The organism is Desulfuromonas acetoxidans DSM 684 (assembly GCF_000167355.1).
Classification (GTDB): Bacteria; Desulfobacterota; Desulfuromonadia; order Desulfuromonadales; family Desulfuromonadaceae; genus Desulfuromonas; species Desulfuromonas acetoxidans.
Genome location: NZ_AAEW02000003.1, coordinates 44,424 through 60,984, shown reverse-complemented (window position 1 = coordinate 60,984; position 16,561 = coordinate 44,424). Strand labels below are relative to the sequence as shown.

Here is a 16,561-nt window from a genome sequence, read left to right as displayed (position 1 = left end):
TGAACATGATGTACAACTCTGCAGCGCAAGAAATGCAACTAATACAACTGATTGTGAAAATGACACTGGAGCATGGCTTTGCTTTTTCCATATCTCAGCTTGAGCAGATCGAAGTGGCCGCAAGTCGGGAAGCTTTTCGTCAAAATTTGCTTTTAGTTTTCGATGCTCTAGAAAGCTGGATCGAAGGTTATCATCAATTCAAACCAAAGCATCCAGATCGCGTAACACGCAGGATCTACAGACATAAGGACTGTCAAAAACTCTGGGAATTGGTCTTGGCTGGAACAATGGTTGCCGTCAGTCCGATAATTCATCAAATAATCAAAGATTCTTTCAGTGATGATTTTAACAACAAGCCGATTCCGGCTGGGCGAAGTAGAGGCGGAGGTGGGCAAAATGGCGCTGCACCTTGCATGTAAGTGGAGGTACCAAAATGATTCCTGAAATAATCATAAAAACTGAAAACTGGATTAACCAGGTAGACGCAGCAGGCCCTTTTGTCTCGCTGTCTATCCTCGATCAGTTGATTGAGTCAGCACCAAACCCAGATCACCCTTTAAATCACTATCTGCAGGGCCTACGGGATGGACGGTTTATGTTTGAGAAGCTGAAAGTGAGGTTGTCAGATGCCTGATGTACAAACTCTTGGTACACAAGCCGAGTCGACGGCGCAGACAATCATTCAGCAGCCGGATATTGTGTTAACTCCCCCAGACCAGGATATTGCAGTTCATCTGGTTAGTCGGTGGTTCGGTGAAGGCTGGCATAACCTCTTGAATGTCCCAGCAGGGACAGCTGGCGGTTCAGAAGTTCTGTATGCCGCTCTTAAAGCATTCAACTTGGTTCTTTTCAGTTGTGTCGTTGTCATTTTGCTTTACACCATTGGCACAGGCCTGGTTGGATCGAGCCAGACAGGCGAGACAATGGGCCGTAAATACAATTCTTTTTGGACATCCATACGTTCATGTTTTGCCTTCGTTAGCCTCGCCCCAATTCCTGCAGTTAAGGGGCTTTGCCTGATGCAATTAATGGTTTTGAGTCTAACCTACATGTCATTTGGTGGCGCGTCGTGGATACACTCAGCCACCATGGACCAGCTGCAAAACAGCGGCGGTGTTTTGTACTACACCGACACCAGCTTGCAGCACACGGAAGAGCTTGGACAACACCTTCTATCAGCCATGGTGCTGCAACAGGAAAGGGCTTTTGACTATACACAGGAAAACGCTCAGATCCCACCTGCAGTCATGACCGTTGATACAATTGAAAGTGAGCCAGACGAAGACGGAACCCGCCCCGCGAACCACCGCCTGCAATTCGTTACAATAACCCAGAAAACCGGTTTTCTATCTGATCTGTGGGCCAAGTTTACAGATGATAAACAGACGATAAACAATCAGGAATCAACCGACAGTCAAGTGCTTGGCACTGTCTTGATAGACTGCCCGACCGGCCAGGACTCAGAAGTGTGTCAGGCTCGTCTTGAAGCTGTCTCAATGCTGGTAGCTGATCTACAAGAGGCATCAACGGAGATTGTTGAGTCGATCACCAGTAGTACGGCTCTATCTGCAAGTGAGGTGCGCAGGTCATACGAGTTGGCTCTAAATAACTATATTTTACGTACGAGGGATGCAATCCCGGCAGCTATGGAAAAGGACCAAGACAGTTTCGCCAAGGAGGTGGCCGATTATGCCGAAGCCGCTAAAGAGCTGGGCTGGGCCTCGTCTGGTTGGTACTACTGGAGCAGCTTGCGCCTGAACCAAAAGGCCAACGAGCGAATAAATCAAGGCCCTGTTATTGAGTCACCAATTGATATTGATCGGCTAGTCAAAACTGATGAGGATCAGGAAACCTACACCATGGCATCCCAGCAAATCGCCACGATTATGGCGACCAGGACGGATGCCACCGAACTGGCAGAGGTTGCATTCAATACCGCCCAGTCTTCGGGCTTCTGGGGCTATTTAAGCGGCTTGCTTGGTCCGTCCAATAGTATGGGCCTCTCAGTGTTGTTTGACCCAATAGAGGCCCTCTCAGAGGGGCAGGAGCCTCTTTTGTACCTGCAAAGCAAAGGGCATCAAATTATCAATGGCATCGTGGGTCTGTATGTCGCTAAAGTGACCTACGAGAACTTTAAAGAGTCGATAGACAATAGCGTTATCGGCAAAGCTGCAGGCGCTGTTGCTGGTTTTGCCGGAAAGATTCCCGGTTTTGGGTTGATGGCTAAAGCTATTAGCCCGTTTCTGAAGGCTGCATTGTCAGTTGCCAGTTTGTTGGCTTTGCCTCTGCTGATCGTCGGCTTGACCTGGGCTTACTACCTGCCGATTATCCCATATATTTTCTTCACTATGGCGGTGATTGGCGTGTTGATCCAGTTTGCGGAGGCCATGGTTGCAGCTCCACTCTGGGCCGCGGCACATGCACTACCTGAAGGTGATGGATTAGCGGGGGAACGCGCCAAGCAAGGCTATCTCCTTTTTTTCAGTGTCCTGCTGCGGCCACCGCTGTTAATGATTGGCTTTGTATTTTCAATTGTCATGTTAAACGGTATCGGCAAATACCTCGCCGAAGGGTTCCAGATCTATACCGCAGGGCTTGCTGCTGGCCAACTGTCAGGGGCAATCACTTACACTGCAACCACCGTGATTTTTACCGTCGTGATGGTGTTGGCACTGCAGAAACTGTTTAGCTTGATAACCTGGTTGCCCGACAATGTAATCCGGTGGATCGGACAAGGGGCGGCCAGTTTGGGAGAGCAAGCAAGTGTCGATAAAGGCGGGATGATTTTCGCCGGGGCCATGCACCAAGGTGTTTCAGCTCCAGGATCAACAAGTGCAGCAAATAAAGCCGCTGGTACCGCAGCTGGGCAAGCTGGCGGTATGGTCAAAAAAAGGAATGAATAATGGTATCTGAAAAGGCCAACATCACCTTTCCATAAAATATTGACAGTTCGCTCCATGTCCACATTTTGATGCCATCTGTTGTCATCTGGATTAAGAAAGAGCTTAAGGCCTTTAATATTAAAGTCATTGAATTCTATTGTTCCCATGTTATACGCTCCCGCTCGTTATTGTTATAGAGCGTGGGCAGTATTTTTTGAAAGGATATCGCATGTCTAGTAAAGATAACCTCCCAAGTGGTGCAGGAGTTACGGGGGCCGGTCTAACTGCTGCTGGTGTTATTGCTGGAGCTGGAATTATAAAAATCACGGTCTTTTTAGGGATGGCATTATTGCGTACTTGGAAAGGCCGAAGCTTTTTGCTGTTAATAGCTTTTGCCTACATGGGGTTTATCTACTCTTCTTATGAAGACAGCATGGCCCCAAAACGTGAGAAATACGCAAAAGAGGTCGCAGCCGTAAAAAAACTGGCTCAAGAAAGGGCTTTGCCTCAGGAATTAGATAGCTTTCTGGAAAAGTACCGAAATTACCCTTTGGTGGCTGTTGCTCGGCCAAACTATAACATCGATATCCCAGACGTATTAAGTGACAAGTACGGGAAAAAGGTTTATCTGGACGTTCCTTTAACGATCGAATTGTATGATCGTATGCTCATTCCTCAAAACAAAACGAAAACAAAAGGAACGATCACGTATATGGGGGAACCTGACAAGGTTGTTGGTATTACCCTTGTAAGTAAAAACTGGGACTCATATTTTACGACCGTAATTCCTGAAAAAAAGATTCCTTTTGGCCTGTACCGTATTACAGCTGAGGGAGCGATCAAGAAGAACGGGAAATACATAAAAGTAGAAACGGTCGCTTGGGTGAATATTACCTCCAATGTAGGTTACACTGTTAAGCTAGATTCTGAAAGAGCCCCGAAAGTATGGATTAAAAAAGAACTGCCCCCGCCGCCGAAAGAAAATCCAATCATGAAGCCATTTGTACGTATGGTTTCAGGAGCGAAAAGTTTATTCGGAATTTGAGATTTTAATCAACCAAGTGAGATTCGATTGTCTGCGTGTCCTGTTATGCCCTCCGCCGCTAGTTTTGTATTGTGAGGGGCAATAAGAGAGGCAGGACGCCATATTCTCGGCTCTAGAGTAACTTCTTGGATCAGGCCAGCAACGATCCATCTAAGCCCGAAAAAACACTAGGGTCGAGTGGTGACTTATGCCACGTAGGAAGGGTGCCATGTCAAAATCATCAATGTTCTTTTTAAGCATATTCATTTTATCTTTCGCTACATTCGCCCAAGCCGGACCACTGACAGAGGAGCATGTTTTAGGAGGGCTTCCCTCTAATGGGACTGTGCTGGAAAGAAATGCTTACGTGGTCGAATATGACACCGTACATAAAGCACCTCGCTGGCTGGCTTACCATCTCGTTCCCGGTTACAGAGATGTTCCCAAGAGAACCGGAAAGTGGGCAACATACAGAAACGATCCTGACCTAACCGAAGAACCCAGTGATAATGATTATTCGGGAGTCTTCCAGGACGAGATAAGGAATTACGCTCACGGACATTTGGCACCATATTTCATATCTGGTGGTGACAGAGACGGTGACGGCAAGTTGGCTGAAGAGGATACTGATGACAAAGAAACTGTTTATCAGATCAATTACCAGACAAACTTGACCCCACAGCACCATAATGCTTTCAACGGCTCAGGAGGAGTTTGGTACGAACTGGAAACAAGAATTCGGGAAGACCTGTTAAATGAACATGGAGAACTTTGGGTTTTCGTTGGAACCATTTTTGGCCCAGGATCTTATGATGTTGTTGGTGACAATGTTCATGTTGCACCACTGTTTTTCCAGATCGTGGCATGGAAAGATGAAAATGGAGCTCCTCAATGGGAGGCTTATTTACTGCCTCACCACCAGAAGGCTCATGGAGATCCCGAGGACTATCTGGTATCGGTCCGGCACATAGAAGCATTGACTGGATTGAATTTTTTCCCTGACTTTGACCTTCAAAACTTGAAACGAAAATCAACAGCAAAGTAAAAGATAACCTATTTGGGTGAACCTCTGAATATTTTCGAGGTTATTTCTTTAATCGTGTCGTGTATCTCGTAAAAACCCACCCCTGATAGATTTCAGTATCACTGCAAGTATATTGAATCTCAATCCAGTTTTTCTTTTTCGAGATTACCATTACAAGTTGTCCAAGCTGAAGTTTGTTTATTATTGAACTATTTTTGTTTGGAGATGCCCTTAACCTTAAGTTGTTTACAGTTACAATTCTTAGCGTATCTGTTCTTATTCCAGATGCAGATATTGCCCTATCTATTTCATTTAGTTTATCCCTTTTAGTTGTCTTTTCTGATTTAATATCATTTGAAACGTTTTTGGCTATATCATAAAATATATTATTTATTTGAGGGATTATGAAATGTATTAATAAAGCAAGAAGTATTGCTACTGCTCTAGTGTTTGTATTGTTTAGTTTGTTGTTTAGTGAATCAATGTTTTTAGAAGACGATATTTCATTGAGTACATCTTCTATTTCTTGTTTAGTGTAGCTAGGGTAAACGTTTTCGTATGATGGTAAATTGTTGTCTTGTAGGAAGGACGTTATGGTAACAAGATAGTCTTTCTTTAGAATGCCTTCTATTGAACTTTTTAAAGTAATGCTTTCGTTTAGGTCGTGTAGCGTTGACTTGCCAATGTCCTGAATGAGGTAGTTGGTTGCGGCTTGATAATAATTGTTGCCCCTTATTGCGTCGGTTATTGCTTGAAGGGTTCCTTTGGGTGTTAGTGTGTCCAGCGTGGATCGATAGGAGTTGGTTAGCTCCATTGCGTCGGTTATTGTTTGAAGGCTTCTAGTGGGTGTTAGTGTGTCCAGCATGGATCGATAGGAGTTGGTTAGCTCCATTGCGTCGGTTATTGTTTGAAGGCTTCCAGTGGGTGTTAGTGTGTCCAGCATGGATCGATAGGAGTTGGTTAGCTCCATTGCGTCGGTTATTGTTTGAAGGCTTCTGGTGGGGGCTAGTGCGTCCATCATGAATCGATAGGAGTTGGTTAGCTCCATCGCATCGGTTGCTCTTTGGGCTGCTCTGGTTTCATCTAAAGCATTCAAGGTGCTTTGTAGTGAACATGTTTTTGGGATCTTAATCATTGCGTGCCTATGTCTTTAGGTGGGGTCATGTGGCTATTGTTAAAAAGATTGAGTTTTGTCTTTTGTGCAATGTAGCATTATGTTGCTTTTGTAAAGTTTAGGTGATTGAAGTCGTTGGCGGCAATCGAAATCGTACGACGCAAGAATTGTTTGTTTTGAGGGGAGGTGAAGGGGTGGTCGCTAAATGTTTTATTGCGCTAGATGATGCAATTAATGGTTTGCAAAATCATGAGCTTGAAGCCGCATTGAGAAATCTTTTTGCACTTGGTTGTTGTCTTCATGCTGAGGGGAAGTTTTATGCAGGAAGGAAAGCTTTTCAATCAGCGATGAGAGCTGTTTCTTTTCATGAAACGCATTTTACGGAATATAAAGAGCTTATTTCTCTACTGCCTGGGAATGAATGCGAATTTTTAAATAAAATTAGGGCTAGTACAGAATTGAATACTCTTATTGGTGGCTGAATTGTTTGATTTTATTTTTAATATTTTGGAGTATTTTTAATGGAAGCAGGATTTCGTTCTTTTGATTATCAAAGAAGTATTGAAAGGATAGATGAAATACTGAATAGCTCAGACTCTCTTTATGAAGATAAGGAAGAGATCCCTTCAAGGGGGTTGCTGACATTTAATAATGGTTATTATGTTAAGTGTTCTGCGTTGTTTGTAGATATGAGAGGTTCGAAAGAACTTAATAGTGGTAAACACACAAGGCCTGTGCTGGCAAAGATATTTAAAACTTATATTTCTGAGCTTGTTGCCTTACTTAAGGATCATTCAGGGGTGAGTGAAGTTTACATTGAGGGGGACTGTGTGTGGGGTATATATAATACTACTAAGAAGAAAGATATAGATAATCTCTTTAGCGTTGCTGCAAGGGTGTCATCTCTTGTTGATATATTAAATATAAAATATAGGAAAAAGAATTATAGCGAAATTAGTGTAGGGGTTGGTTTAGATTACGGATCGTCATTTTTGATTAAGGCAGGACATAAAGGTACAGGGGTGAATGAAGTTGTTTGGCTTGGTGAGTTGGTTGGTCGGGCAGCGCAATTATGTTCTTATGGGAATCAGTCATCAGGAGATAAAGAAATTATGGTGTCGAACGCCTTTTATTTGAATTTGAATAATCATAATAAAGGACTTCTTGAGAAAAATGAATTCCGTAATTGCTATCATGGTAACGTAATCAATAAGACTATGGATAAGTGGGTCAAGGATAATGGATAGTAAAACAAACTTTATTGTTGCCGCCATTGGGGATACTCAAGCTGTAATACGGGCGGTTGATTTTAAGGTTGCTGCACTGTTGGCAGCAATGTTGTTGCCGATTTCTTCCTTGGGAAGGATTTGGGCCCATGTGAGCCATTTTTCACTGTCTGTTGGTCTGTGTTGGGGGCTGATTTTTGGCGGAACTTTTTTGTTTTTATGGCTTTTTGCTGTTTTGACTCTAGTGCGGTCTATATCGGCTATTGATAATCCATCACGACATATTGTTAATTCATCAAGTTATAATGGCTCGTTTTATGGTGGTGGCCTCTATGAGTTTGGATTGTTAGATGCAATTGTGAATCGTGGTGTGGTGAAGGCGTCAAAAGATGTAGTTAGTTTTTCTGGAGATTATCCCGACTGTGAGGATGGGCTTGTTTCTGAATTGACTTTTGAGCACATGAAGTTGATTTACATCCGCGACGTAAAGATGCATCGATTGCGTTTAGGTTTGAACGCATCGTTTCTGTGGGTATTGGTTGGTGTAATTATTTATATAGTCTCAAAAATCTCCTAATATGTATGCGTCCTGTGTGGATTGATTTCTTCGTTTCGTGGCTGTTTTTGTTTGTCGTGTTATGTTTGCATTACCCCAGTTTCTTGGCTAAATCTGCAGCTCGCAAGTGCGTATATCGGGACAGCATTGACAGGGTCTTGTGGCCTGTTATTCTGCTGATTTCCATCATATCCAAGGTCCCACGTTCGAAAAAGCGTGACGTTGCTTCATGTCGTAAATCATGGAATCTCAAATCCTTTAAGCCTGCACGTTTTACCGTCGTTCGCATTCGATCTGTGATTCGTTTTTTTGTAAGCGCAAAAACTTGGCCATCAAGTTGGCGGGGAAGGGCTTTAAGTATCCCGATTGCGGCAGTTGAAAGCGGGACAGTTCGTGCTGATCCGTTTTTAGTTTTTGGTAGGTGGGCCGTTCTCTTTTCGAGGTTGATGTTCTGCCAGGTAAGGGTCGCAATTTCTTCGCGGCGCATGGCAGTTTCCAATGCAAAGGCAATAGCGGGCTTGAAATCATCGTGAGCAGACTTCAAGAGCGTTTCTTCCTCTCCTTCCTCAAGGCGTCTTGTTCGTGCGCTCGAAGCCGTTGAGGGCCGATCAACGGCCTTAACCGGGTTCGCTAATCCCTCCAGGCCATATTTTTGGATTGAGTGTTTGTAAAGACGGCTTAAGAGAGCTAAGTCAAGACGTATAGTGTTTGCGGAGGCACCTGCTTGTTCTCGATTGCGCATGTAGTCGTAGATGTCTTTGCTTCGGAGCTGGGCTAGTGTCTTATTTTCCCATCCAGAACGTTCCAGGAGCGCTTCTAAGCGATTTTTTTCTCTGTGTCCATCACTGAGTCGAGGTAGTAAGTACTCTAGAGTCAGGGCATCGGCGGCCTCGCGTATCGTGATCCGTTGTGCGGCGTCCAGGTCCTGAACGAACAAACCGCGCTCGATCTCTGCTTCTGTTTTTCTTGCCCAAGCCTCAGCGTCAGAACGCCGTGAAAATGTTTTACTGATGGCTTGATTGTTTCGTCTGATCTTCGCTTGCCAGCGACCGCTTTTTCGTTGGTTGAATGTTGCCATGGTGTCCCCGTTTTGTCCCCGTTAATGACTTTGTTGATGCTCTGATAATAATATATATCATAATAACGGTATGTTGCAACTTTAAAACGGTAGATAAAATAGGGACTTAAAATCCCTCGGTCGTAAGACTGTACGAGTTCGATTCTCGTCCCGGGTACCATAAAGAAGAAATAGCCTCTGATTCGTCAGGGGCTTTTTCTTTGTCTGATGTTATTCAAAAATAGAGCGTGTTTTAATGTCGTGTTTCTCGCATGAAATATTCTTCTGGATCGCGGTTTAGAAGGTCCAGTTTCTTTTCGTATAATTTTTGTTGTCCATCGCAATAGTTTTTGCGGTTTTCAGGTGAGTTGATCTCGGCACAGCGGAATTTGTAATAGTGGATACGTTCTTTGAGCATTTTCTTCTCAACATCAATCGTTTTTTCAAAGCGTTGTTTTTCTTTTTTTCGTTGAACCGTATCAACTTGGGTTGCATCTTGATAGCGATGGTCATTTACGGCGTCGATCTGATTATACACCCGGTGCTGAAACGTTTCAGAGGGCTGGTTGTTTTCGTGGTCTGAATAACTGTATTCCTTAACAAGTACGTCATCTTTGTTCTGACACTCTGGTGGTTTGTCTGTAACATGGAGTTTTCCATTCTCGTCTTGCCAGGTATAGAAGTCCGCAGAGAATGATGGTGTCGTGAGCAGGGTCAGCACTAGAATAATAATAGTTTTTTTCAATGGTCTCTCCGTTGATCTATTTGGTGTTATGCCGTTCCCGTTCTTATGTGGTGAAGTTGTTATGTCTAACAGTACGAGAGCGTTAAGGCAAGTTCAAGAGTTTTAATCTCTGAGCTTTGCGACAAGTCTATAGTCACAAATAGATCAATAATTTCCTGTGAAGATTTTTAATAGATGCCGCGGCAATTTTAAATAACTGATTTAATTGTCATAGTTTAGAAATCACTCTTTAATTTGCCCTGAAATAAAATTAGAAAGTGTGTGGCGGCTCTCTGAGATATACGGTAGAATTGCCAAGTTGGATGTGTGTTAACAGGGGGGGGGCTTCCTTCATGTCGACATGTATCAATGCTTTCTGGTTGTTCTAAAGCTTGAAAGGAACGGTTTTTTGGCTGTTAATCTCACCACAATGGCAATTCGAAAAAAACTGGTGTTGATGATGCTCGTCACCAGTATTGTTTTTCTGGTTGCTGTCATTGGTTTGTTGGTTCCGTTGTTTCGTTGGAATCTATCCTCTAGCCTCGCTATTCAGCAGAAAACATTATTAACAGCATTGCAAACGGAGATTGACACCAAGGTCGCATCGGCACTTAAGCAATTGGCTGCCGTCGCTGGTGTTGTGCCTCCCGAGGTGATGGCTGGCGGACACGAAACTCAACTCTTTTTAGAGGACCGGGTTGGCATTGGTTCTATTTTTGATATCGGGCTGGAGATCTATACGGTCGAAGGGCAGAGAATTGCTGCAACAGGCGACTTGTCTGGTGGCGTGTCCGCCGATAAACAGACACCATTTATCCTTAAGTCTCTCAAAAAACCTGGGCCGCGTATTGATGTTGAGGCGCGCTACTGTAACCGAAGCCATTGCCATCCGGTGGCGCAATTTTCTGCTCCGATCCGGGGGATGGACGGCCGCTTGCTGGGATTTCTCTGTGGTGGTATTCGTCTCGATGGCCAAAACCTGATTGGGGGTCTTGCCCGCTACCAGATCGGCAAAACCGGTTATCTGTATCTCTATGCCAAGGATCGCACGATACTCGTGCATCCTGATTCCAGCCGCATTATGAAAAAAGATGTTCCTCCGGGAAGCAATGTTCTGTTCGATAAGGCGATTGGCGGCTGGCAGGGAACGGACTTTACTGTAACGTCTCGGGGAATAGGCTCTTTTTCCAGTTTTAAACCGTTGAAAAATGTGCCATGGATTCTAGCCTCCAATTACCCTGAGGATGAGGCCTTGGTCCCGGCTCGTCGTGTTACCGGAGCGCTGGTTGTGATTATTACCGTTCTCGGTGGCTTGGCAATGGCCATTACGTGGGTGGGACTTCGGAGTGTGACTGGCCCACTGGCGGCATTAACCGATCATTTGCGTCGTTTTGATCAATGGCAGGACACCCAGCGCAAGATTGCACTGCAGGGGCACCTCTCTTCTGAGATCAAGCAGCTTGAAGAGGGTTTCAACCATATGTTGCAGGTTGTTGATCTACAGCGGGATAAAATCGCTGAAAAAGTTGAGACGCTTCGTCTGCAGACACAACGACTTGAGTCCGAAGTGCAGACGCGACAGCAGGCACAGCAACAGTTGCATATCGCTTCGGAACGTCATCAGGAAACCGCTCGTTTGCTGCAACATATTTGCGATAATGTCCCGGACCTTATCTGGGCGAAGGATATTGAGCACCATTATATTTTTACCAATAAATCCAATTGTCGCACTTTGTTGTGTGTCGATTCTACCGACATTGCCATCGGTAAGAATCATGAATTTTTTTCTGATAAAATTTTGAAGGAATTTCCTGAAGATCCTTTAGCCTATCAGTTCAGTGAGCTTTGCTGCCAGTCTGATAGTGAAGTGCTCAGGACGCGTCAGTCCATGCGCTTTCAGGAGGTGGGCCATGTTAAAGGCACTTTGATCTGCCTGGATGTTTACAAGGCGCCGTTCTATGGCGCTGATGGTGAGCTCATCGGTACTGTTGGTTCGGCACGCATTATTACCCGGGAAAAACAGCTCGAGCAGGAAACCATGCGTCTGTCACGGTTGTACCGGATTTTGTCAGCCGTCAACCAGCACATTGTTCATAAGCCGCAACCCATTGAACTATTTCAGTTTGTCTGTGACACGTTGTTGGAAGATACCACCTTTGCCATGGCCTGGATTGGCCTGCCTAATGAGATGGGGGTCTATAAGCCGGTAGTCTCTTCTGGAATTTCATTGGAAGTTCTGGGAGAGCCACAACACTGTATTCATAACAATGGTCAGCTAAACCATTTAACAACAAACATCACTGCTGAATCAGCTCAGGAGGTCTTGTGCCCGACAGGGTATCGACTTTATCAGCGCTCACCGTTTCAGGCGGTTGCCAGTTTTCCAATTCAGCCTAAACAAGCTGCTGGTGCTCTTCTGGTTGTTTATACCCAGGATAAGAAACTGCTTGAGCAGGACGATGAACAGCAGTTGCTCGATGAATTAGTTCAGGATGTGGCGTTTGCTTTGGACGTTCACGAGCATGAGCAGCAGCAGGCATTTTCCATGAAGCAGCTGCAACTGGCAGCAACGGTATTTGACAACAGTCGTGAAGGGATTGTTCTTACAGATAAAAACGAGAAGATTGTGTCGGTCAATCGTGCATTCAGCGACATTACCGGTTATCGCGACGATGAAGTTCTTGGCCAAACTCCGCGAATTCTAAAATCCAATCGTCATGGCCGTGATTTTTATCAGAACATGTGGCATTGCCTGGCAGAGCACGGTTGTTGGCAGGGAGAGATCTGGAATCGCCGCAAAGATGGACAGGTGTATCCGGAGCTGATGTCGATGAGTGCCGTTTGCGATGACCAGCAAGAAGTCAGCCATTATATTGCTGTTTTCACTGATATCAGTCAGGCCAAAGAGTCGCAGGAAAAACTCGACTATCTCTCTTGGCATGATCCCCTGACCGATTTGCCCAACCGTAGCCTGTTTTGCACCCACCTTGACCAAGCAGTGAAACACGCCGAACGTAAGCATCATTCTTTTGCGGTTCTGTGTTTTGATCTTGATCATTTTAAGGATGTCAACGACAGCTTTGGTCATCTGGTCGGCGATGCTCTGTTGCGAAAAATAGCGGATCGATTACGCAGTTGCTTGCGAGAAAGCGATATGTTGGCTCGCTTGGGAGGCGATGAGTTTGTCCTGTTATTGGAAGATGTTGCTGATTCCCATCGTGTAACAATGATGGCTGAAGAGATCCTTCATCAGTTGCAACAGCCGATTTGTTTGACGGAAACGGATCTGGAAGTTCAGGTGAGTGTCAGTGTTGGTATTGCTGTTTATCCAGAGCATGGCCGCGATGCTCTGGAATTGTTGCAGCGTGCTGATTCAGCATTATATCGGGCCAAGCAACATGGTCGTGCTCGCTTTGCCTATTATAACGAAGAGATGACTGAGCAGGCTCAGGAACGGGTTCAGCTGAGTTTTCATTTGCGCCAGGCGTTGGAAAAGAAGGAGTTTGCAGTGTATTACCAACCTCAGGTTGATTTAGGGACCGGGCAGATTGTTGGAGCAGAAGCGTTGATGCGCTGGAACAGTCCCGAACTGGGCCTGGTGACTCCGGATCGTTTTATCCCTTTGGCTGAGGAGATTGGCTGTATTTGTTCGATGGGGACCTGGATTCTCAGGCAGGTTTGCGAGCAAGGGAAGGCCTGGTTGGATGCCGGCTATCCGCCGTTGACCCTGGCCGTAAACTTATCGGCGGTACAGTTTGCTGAGGAGGATATTGCCTGTCGTTTGAAGGAGACTCTGCAAGAAACCGGCTATCCGGCGGAGTATCTGGAATTGGAAGTGACGGAATCCACCCTGATGCACAAAGAACAGCAGACCATCGATCTGCTTAAGTCATTAAATGAGCTGGGGGTTCGCCTCGCCCTGGATGATTTTGGTACCGGCTACTCCTCTCTGGCGTATCTCAAATACTTTCCGTTGCATTTGCTCAAGGTTGATAAGTCGTTTATCGACGACCTGCCAGCAGATGCCAATGATTGTAAAATGGTGACGGCCATTGTGCAGATGGGGCATGGTCTCGGTTTTGACCTGCTTGCCGAAGGTGTTGAGACGGTTGCACAGAGAGATTGTCTGGCACAATTGGGCTGTGATTATTATCAGGGGTATTATTGTAGCCCGCCGGTGCCAGCCTGCGAATTCGCCGCCCTGCGGCAGTCGCAGAAGCCGCTCTAAGATCCTTTTTGCAGTAAGACGGTGCTAAATTCGTCGAGCATGAGGTTTTTGACCACATGACAACCGTGTTGTTGGTAACGTTGACGCACGTCAAAGTTGTATTCGTAAAGAATTCCGGAAAGCAGCAGGGGGGCATCTGCGCATGCTCTTTGTGAAAGATCTTCAGCAACATTGACAAGGATGTCCCCGTAAATATTCGCGAGAACCAGGTCGTAGGCCGCTTCCGGCAGATTGCTGAGGGTGCCGCAGACATGGTCAATGTCGGCATCAACGCCATTGAGTTGACTGTTGAGACGGCAGGTGGCAACTGCGGCTGGATCGATGTCGATGCACACCGCTGATCGTGCCCCAAGCTTCAATGCCGCAATCGCTAGGATGCCGGTTCCACTTCCCAGGTCGAGTATGGTTGCTCCGTTGACTCCTTCGAGGTCTTCGAGGATCTCCAAGCAGCTGGCTGTTGTTTCGTGTTCACCGGAGCCGAAGGCGCCGGGCGCCATCCATAAATTGATCCGCTCGTCCTCGATGGCAGGATGGCCTTGAGGCAAAATACGAAATGAGCGGCCAATGACAAAAGGGGAAAAAACACGTCCCACGGGTTGTTCCTTTCAGCATGAGTGTTGTATACCATAGCGTGAAGTTGCCGAGTATTTCATGCGAGGTTGTTCTCGTCAATACATAGAAAAATGCACAAAGGGGGTATCTCATGGACGTATGGCGATCTGGCGCTGGGGTAAAAAATGTCGGGCATGTCTTGTTGTGGCTTGCAGTGGTGTTGCTTTGCGCCTGCAGTTCTGAACCGGAGCAGTCGCAGAAAGATGCCACTGCGCAGCCGGCATTGGCACCCGATTTTGAGCTGAGTTCATTACAGGGAAAAACCGTCCGACTTTCAGAGTTGCGGGGCAAGGTTGTTGTCCTTAATTTCTGGGCGACCTGGTGTCCCCCCTGTCGTGAAGAAGTGCCATCCATGCAGCAATTGCATGGCATGATGTCCGGCACTGAGTTTGTGATGCTGGCGGTGAACATTGAACAGGATGGGCGTAAGACCGTTCCGGTCTTTTTGCAGAAAAATCCCGTTGATTTTACCATCCTGTTTGATGAGTCCGGTCAGGTCAGAAAATCCTATGGAGTTGCTAAATATCCGGAGACCTTCATTATTGACCCTCAGGGGAGGATTGTTGAAAAAGTCATTGGTGGTATCAATTGGAGTCAGCCGCGTGTGGTTGAGTTTATGCGTCGTTTATTGCCAGAGTCTGCTGACTGAGCTTGACGGCTTCAGGGGGGTTTGATAATTTGAACATCATTTTCATTTCAATTAGAGGGGGCGGCTGATGGCAAAAGTCAAGGACCTGTTTCGTGATTACTTAGCCAAGCATGGATTAAAGGTCACACGGCAGCGCGAGATTATTCTTGAGGGCTTTATGAGTTCGCCCTCGCACCTGTCCGCAGAGGAGTTATACCTCCGCCTGCGCAAGGATCATCCCAATATTGGTTATGCAACGGTCTATCGGACCATGAAGCTTTTGGCGGATAGTGGCATCGCCAGTGAGCGTCATTTTGGTGACCGTCAGACCCGCTACGAGCCCAACACCAGCGAAGATCATCATTACCACCTGATCTGCAATTCGTGTGGCCGGATTATCGAATTTGAAGATGCGAAAATTGAAACATTGCTGCAGCAAACTGCGGCAGATCATCAATTCACTCTATCGCATCAGCGTCTGGAACTGTATGGCTTGTGTCCGTCCTGTCAGGGTGGCTAGCTTGACTAAGCTTTTTGCCGTCAGTCGTTTGTCGCTTTTGGAAACAACGATTTTTGATTCTGAAGAAATAACATGCTGTACATGGAACTGATCATTTTCTGATAGCCCATCCAAGGGCTCTGAGAACTTTTATCTCAAAGCTCGACTAACTGGAGTTTGTAGTGCGTATTACTGCCATTATTCCGGCCCGCTATGCGTCGTCCCGTTTTCCGGGAAAGCCTCTTGCCGACATTCTTGGTAAGCCGATGGTTCAATGGGTTTATGAACAAACGGTCCGGGCTCAACTGGTGGATGATGTTCTGGTGGCAACGGACGATGTTCGGATCGTCGAGACTGTTGAAGCCTTTGGTGGTCGAGCTTGTATGACCTCGGACCAACATGAAACCGGAACGGATCGCTTGGCTGAGGTTGCTGCCCAGCTTGATTGCGATCTAGTGGTCAATGTTCAGGGGGATGAGCCTCTGATTGATCCACGCATGATTGATCAAGCCATTGCTCCTTTAAAAGAGGATGCAACCATTGCCATGGGGACATTAATGATTTCCATTGCAGAGTCTCGAGAATATCTGAACCCCAATGTTGTTAAGGTGGTCACCAACAGTCAGGGGGATGCCTTGTATTTCTCCAGAGCACCGATCCCCTGGTCGCGTGATTACAGTGCAACGGCGGCTGAGACTTTTGACCAGATCCGTGCATTTAAACATGTCGGGCTTTATGTGTATCGCCGGGATTTTCTGCTCGCGTATCCAACTTTGACGGCAACGCCTCTTGAGCAGATGGAAAAGCTTGAACAGCTACGTGCTCTGGAGAATGGCTATCGGATTCGCGTGGTGGAAACAGACCTTCAATCTCAGGGGGTGGACACCCCGCAAGATCTGCTTCGGGTCTGTGAAATTCTCTCTGCACCAGGGCAGAAAAACAGTCGCTGAATCGCGATGATTTTCCCTTTCTTTTTGGTGTTGTTCA

Annotated in this window: 16 protein-coding genes; 12 read left to right on the top strand and 4 right to left on the bottom strand. The window is 46.1% G+C overall.

Going from position 1 to position 16,561, the window contains the following annotated elements; genetic code table 11:
* Positions 1-5: 5 nt before the first annotated feature.
* The 5 genes from DACE_RS02810 to DACE_RS02790 all read left to right on the top strand — a co-directional run bounded on the left by DACE_RS02810 (position 6) and on the right by DACE_RS02790 (position 4,951).
* Positions 6-419 carry a hypothetical protein gene (locus DACE_RS02810; RefSeq protein WP_040366034.1) on the top strand — a complete coding sequence of 138 codons (414 nt, stop codon included), beginning with the start codon at positions 6-8 and terminating at the stop codon, positions 417-419.
* A 14-nt stretch (positions 420-433) separates the two neighbouring features.
* Positions 434-634, top strand: a complete 201-nt coding sequence (locus tag DACE_RS02805; RefSeq protein WP_040366030.1) for a hypothetical protein — start codon at positions 434-436, stop codon at positions 632-634.
* The gene (locus tag DACE_RS02800) at positions 627-2,903 is read left to right on the top strand and encodes a DotA/TraY family protein (protein ID WP_005998155.1); all 2,277 of its coding nucleotides are present in this window, start codon (positions 627-629) and stop codon (positions 2,901-2,903) included. Before DACE_RS02805 ends, DACE_RS02800 begins: the two co-directional genes overlap by 8 nt.
* Before the next feature lie 208 nt (positions 2,904-3,111).
* Complete coding sequence (locus tag DACE_RS02795) at positions 3,112-3,927, top strand: hypothetical protein (protein WP_005998154.1); 816 nt, start codon at positions 3,112-3,114, stop codon at positions 3,925-3,927.
* A gap of 208 nt (positions 3,928-4,135) precedes the next feature.
* Positions 4,136-4,951, top strand: coding sequence for a DNA/RNA non-specific endonuclease (locus DACE_RS02790; RefSeq protein WP_040366029.1), 816 nt, complete (start codon positions 4,136-4,138; stop codon positions 4,949-4,951).
* A 40-nt stretch (positions 4,952-4,991) separates the two neighbouring features.
* Here the strand turns inward: DACE_RS02790 and DACE_RS02785 are convergent, their stop codons facing one another.
* On the bottom strand, positions 4,992-6,065 hold the full coding sequence (locus DACE_RS02785) for an SH3 domain-containing protein (RefSeq protein ID WP_005998151.1): 1,074 nt from the start codon (positions 6,063-6,065) through the stop codon (positions 4,992-4,994).
* A 101-nt stretch (positions 6,066-6,166) separates the two neighbouring features.
* Between DACE_RS02785 and DACE_RS02780 the strand changes: the two genes are divergently transcribed.
* Genes DACE_RS02780 through DACE_RS02770 form a run of 3 tightly spaced genes read left to right on the top strand, consistent with a single transcriptional unit; the run spans position 6,167 to position 7,847 of the window.
* The gene (locus DACE_RS02780; protein ID WP_005998150.1) at positions 6,167-6,526 is read left to right on the top strand and encodes a hypothetical protein; all 360 of its coding nucleotides are present in this window, start codon (positions 6,167-6,169) and stop codon (positions 6,524-6,526) included.
* Between the two features lie 39 nt (positions 6,527-6,565).
* Positions 6,566-7,291: a hypothetical protein gene (locus tag DACE_RS02775; protein WP_005998149.1), complete on the top strand. Its 726-nt coding sequence runs from the start codon at positions 6,566-6,568 to the stop codon at positions 7,289-7,291.
* Positions 7,284-7,847 carry a hypothetical protein gene (locus tag DACE_RS02770; RefSeq protein ID WP_005998148.1) on the top strand — a complete coding sequence of 188 codons (564 nt, stop codon included), beginning with the start codon at positions 7,284-7,286 and terminating at the stop codon, positions 7,845-7,847. The genes DACE_RS02775 and DACE_RS02770 overlap by 8 nt, the downstream gene beginning before the upstream one ends.
* Positions 7,848-7,917: 70 nt before the next feature.
* On the opposite strand, the gene DACE_RS02765 is transcribed toward DACE_RS02770, so the two are convergent.
* Positions 7,918-8,904, bottom strand: a complete 987-nt coding sequence (locus DACE_RS02765) for an integrase (RefSeq protein WP_005998147.1) — start codon at positions 8,902-8,904, stop codon at positions 7,918-7,920.
* 232 nt (positions 8,905-9,136) lie between these two features.
* Positions 9,137-9,628 carry a DUF4124 domain-containing protein gene (locus DACE_RS02760; protein WP_005998146.1) on the bottom strand — a complete coding sequence of 164 codons (492 nt, stop codon included), beginning with the start codon at positions 9,626-9,628 and terminating at the stop codon, positions 9,137-9,139.
* A gap of 388 nt (positions 9,629-10,016) precedes the next feature.
* Here DACE_RS02760 and DACE_RS16970 point away from each other — a divergent pair, with 388 nt between their 5' ends.
* A complete protein-coding gene (locus tag DACE_RS16970; protein WP_050769959.1) occupies positions 10,017-13,835 on the top strand; it encodes an EAL domain-containing protein in 3,819 nt (1,272 codons plus the stop codon).
* On the opposite strand, the gene DACE_RS02750 is transcribed toward DACE_RS16970, so the two are convergent.
* Positions 13,832-14,428: a 50S ribosomal protein L11 methyltransferase gene (locus DACE_RS02750; RefSeq protein WP_005998143.1), complete on the bottom strand. Its 597-nt coding sequence runs from the start codon at positions 14,426-14,428 to the stop codon at positions 13,832-13,834. The genes DACE_RS16970 and DACE_RS02750 overlap by 4 nt on opposite strands.
* A 110-nt stretch (positions 14,429-14,538) precedes the next feature.
* On the opposite strand from DACE_RS02750, the gene DACE_RS02745 reads away from it, so the two are divergent.
* From DACE_RS02745 to kdsB, 3 genes are all read left to right on the top strand, one after another.
* On the top strand, positions 14,539-15,096 hold the full coding sequence (locus DACE_RS02745) for a TlpA disulfide reductase family protein (protein WP_005998142.1): 558 nt from the start codon (positions 14,539-14,541) through the stop codon (positions 15,094-15,096).
* 67 nt (positions 15,097-15,163) lie between these two features.
* On the top strand, positions 15,164-15,595 hold the full coding sequence (locus DACE_RS02740) for a Fur family transcriptional regulator (protein ID WP_005998141.1): 432 nt from the start codon (positions 15,164-15,166) through the stop codon (positions 15,593-15,595).
* Between the two features lie 161 nt (positions 15,596-15,756).
* Positions 15,757-16,524 (top strand): 3-deoxy-manno-octulosonate cytidylyltransferase, encoded by a 768-nt coding sequence (kdsB, locus tag DACE_RS02735; RefSeq protein WP_005998140.1) that lies wholly within the window; start codon positions 15,757-15,759, stop codon positions 16,522-16,524.
* Positions 16,525-16,561: the final 37 nt, after the last annotated feature.

Bases quoted from the DNA above. Each gene is read 5' to 3' on its own strand.
- DACE_RS02765 (WP_005998147.1), bottom strand. From the start codon at position 8,904: ATGGCAACATTCAACCAACGAAAAAGCGGTCGCTGGCAAGCGAAGATC.
- DACE_RS02810 (WP_040366034.1), top strand. From the start codon at position 6: ATGATGTACAACTCTGCAGCGCAAGAAATGCAACTAATACAACTGATT.
- DACE_RS02805 (WP_040366030.1), top strand. From the start codon at position 434: ATGATTCCTGAAATAATCATAAAAACTGAAAACTGGATTAACCAGGTA.
- DACE_RS02775 (WP_005998149.1), top strand. From the start codon at position 6,566: ATGGAAGCAGGATTTCGTTCTTTTGATTATCAAAGAAGTATTGAAAGG.
- DACE_RS02745 (WP_005998142.1), top strand. From the start codon at position 14,539: ATGGACGTATGGCGATCTGGCGCTGGGGTAAAAAATGTCGGGCATGTC.
- DACE_RS02795 (WP_005998154.1), top strand. From the start codon at position 3,112: ATGTCTAGTAAAGATAACCTCCCAAGTGGTGCAGGAGTTACGGGGGCC.
- DACE_RS02790 (WP_040366029.1), top strand. From the start codon at position 4,136: ATGTCAAAATCATCAATGTTCTTTTTAAGCATATTCATTTTATCTTTC.
- DACE_RS02770 (WP_005998148.1), top strand. From the start codon at position 7,284: ATGGATAGTAAAACAAACTTTATTGTTGCCGCCATTGGGGATACTCAA.
- DACE_RS02800 (WP_005998155.1), top strand. From the start codon at position 627: ATGCCTGATGTACAAACTCTTGGTACACAAGCCGAGTCGACGGCGCAG.
- DACE_RS02785 (WP_005998151.1), bottom strand. From the start codon at position 6,065: ATGATTAAGATCCCAAAAACATGTTCACTACAAAGCACCTTGAATGCT.
- DACE_RS02740 (WP_005998141.1), top strand. From the start codon at position 15,164: ATGGCAAAAGTCAAGGACCTGTTTCGTGATTACTTAGCCAAGCATGGA.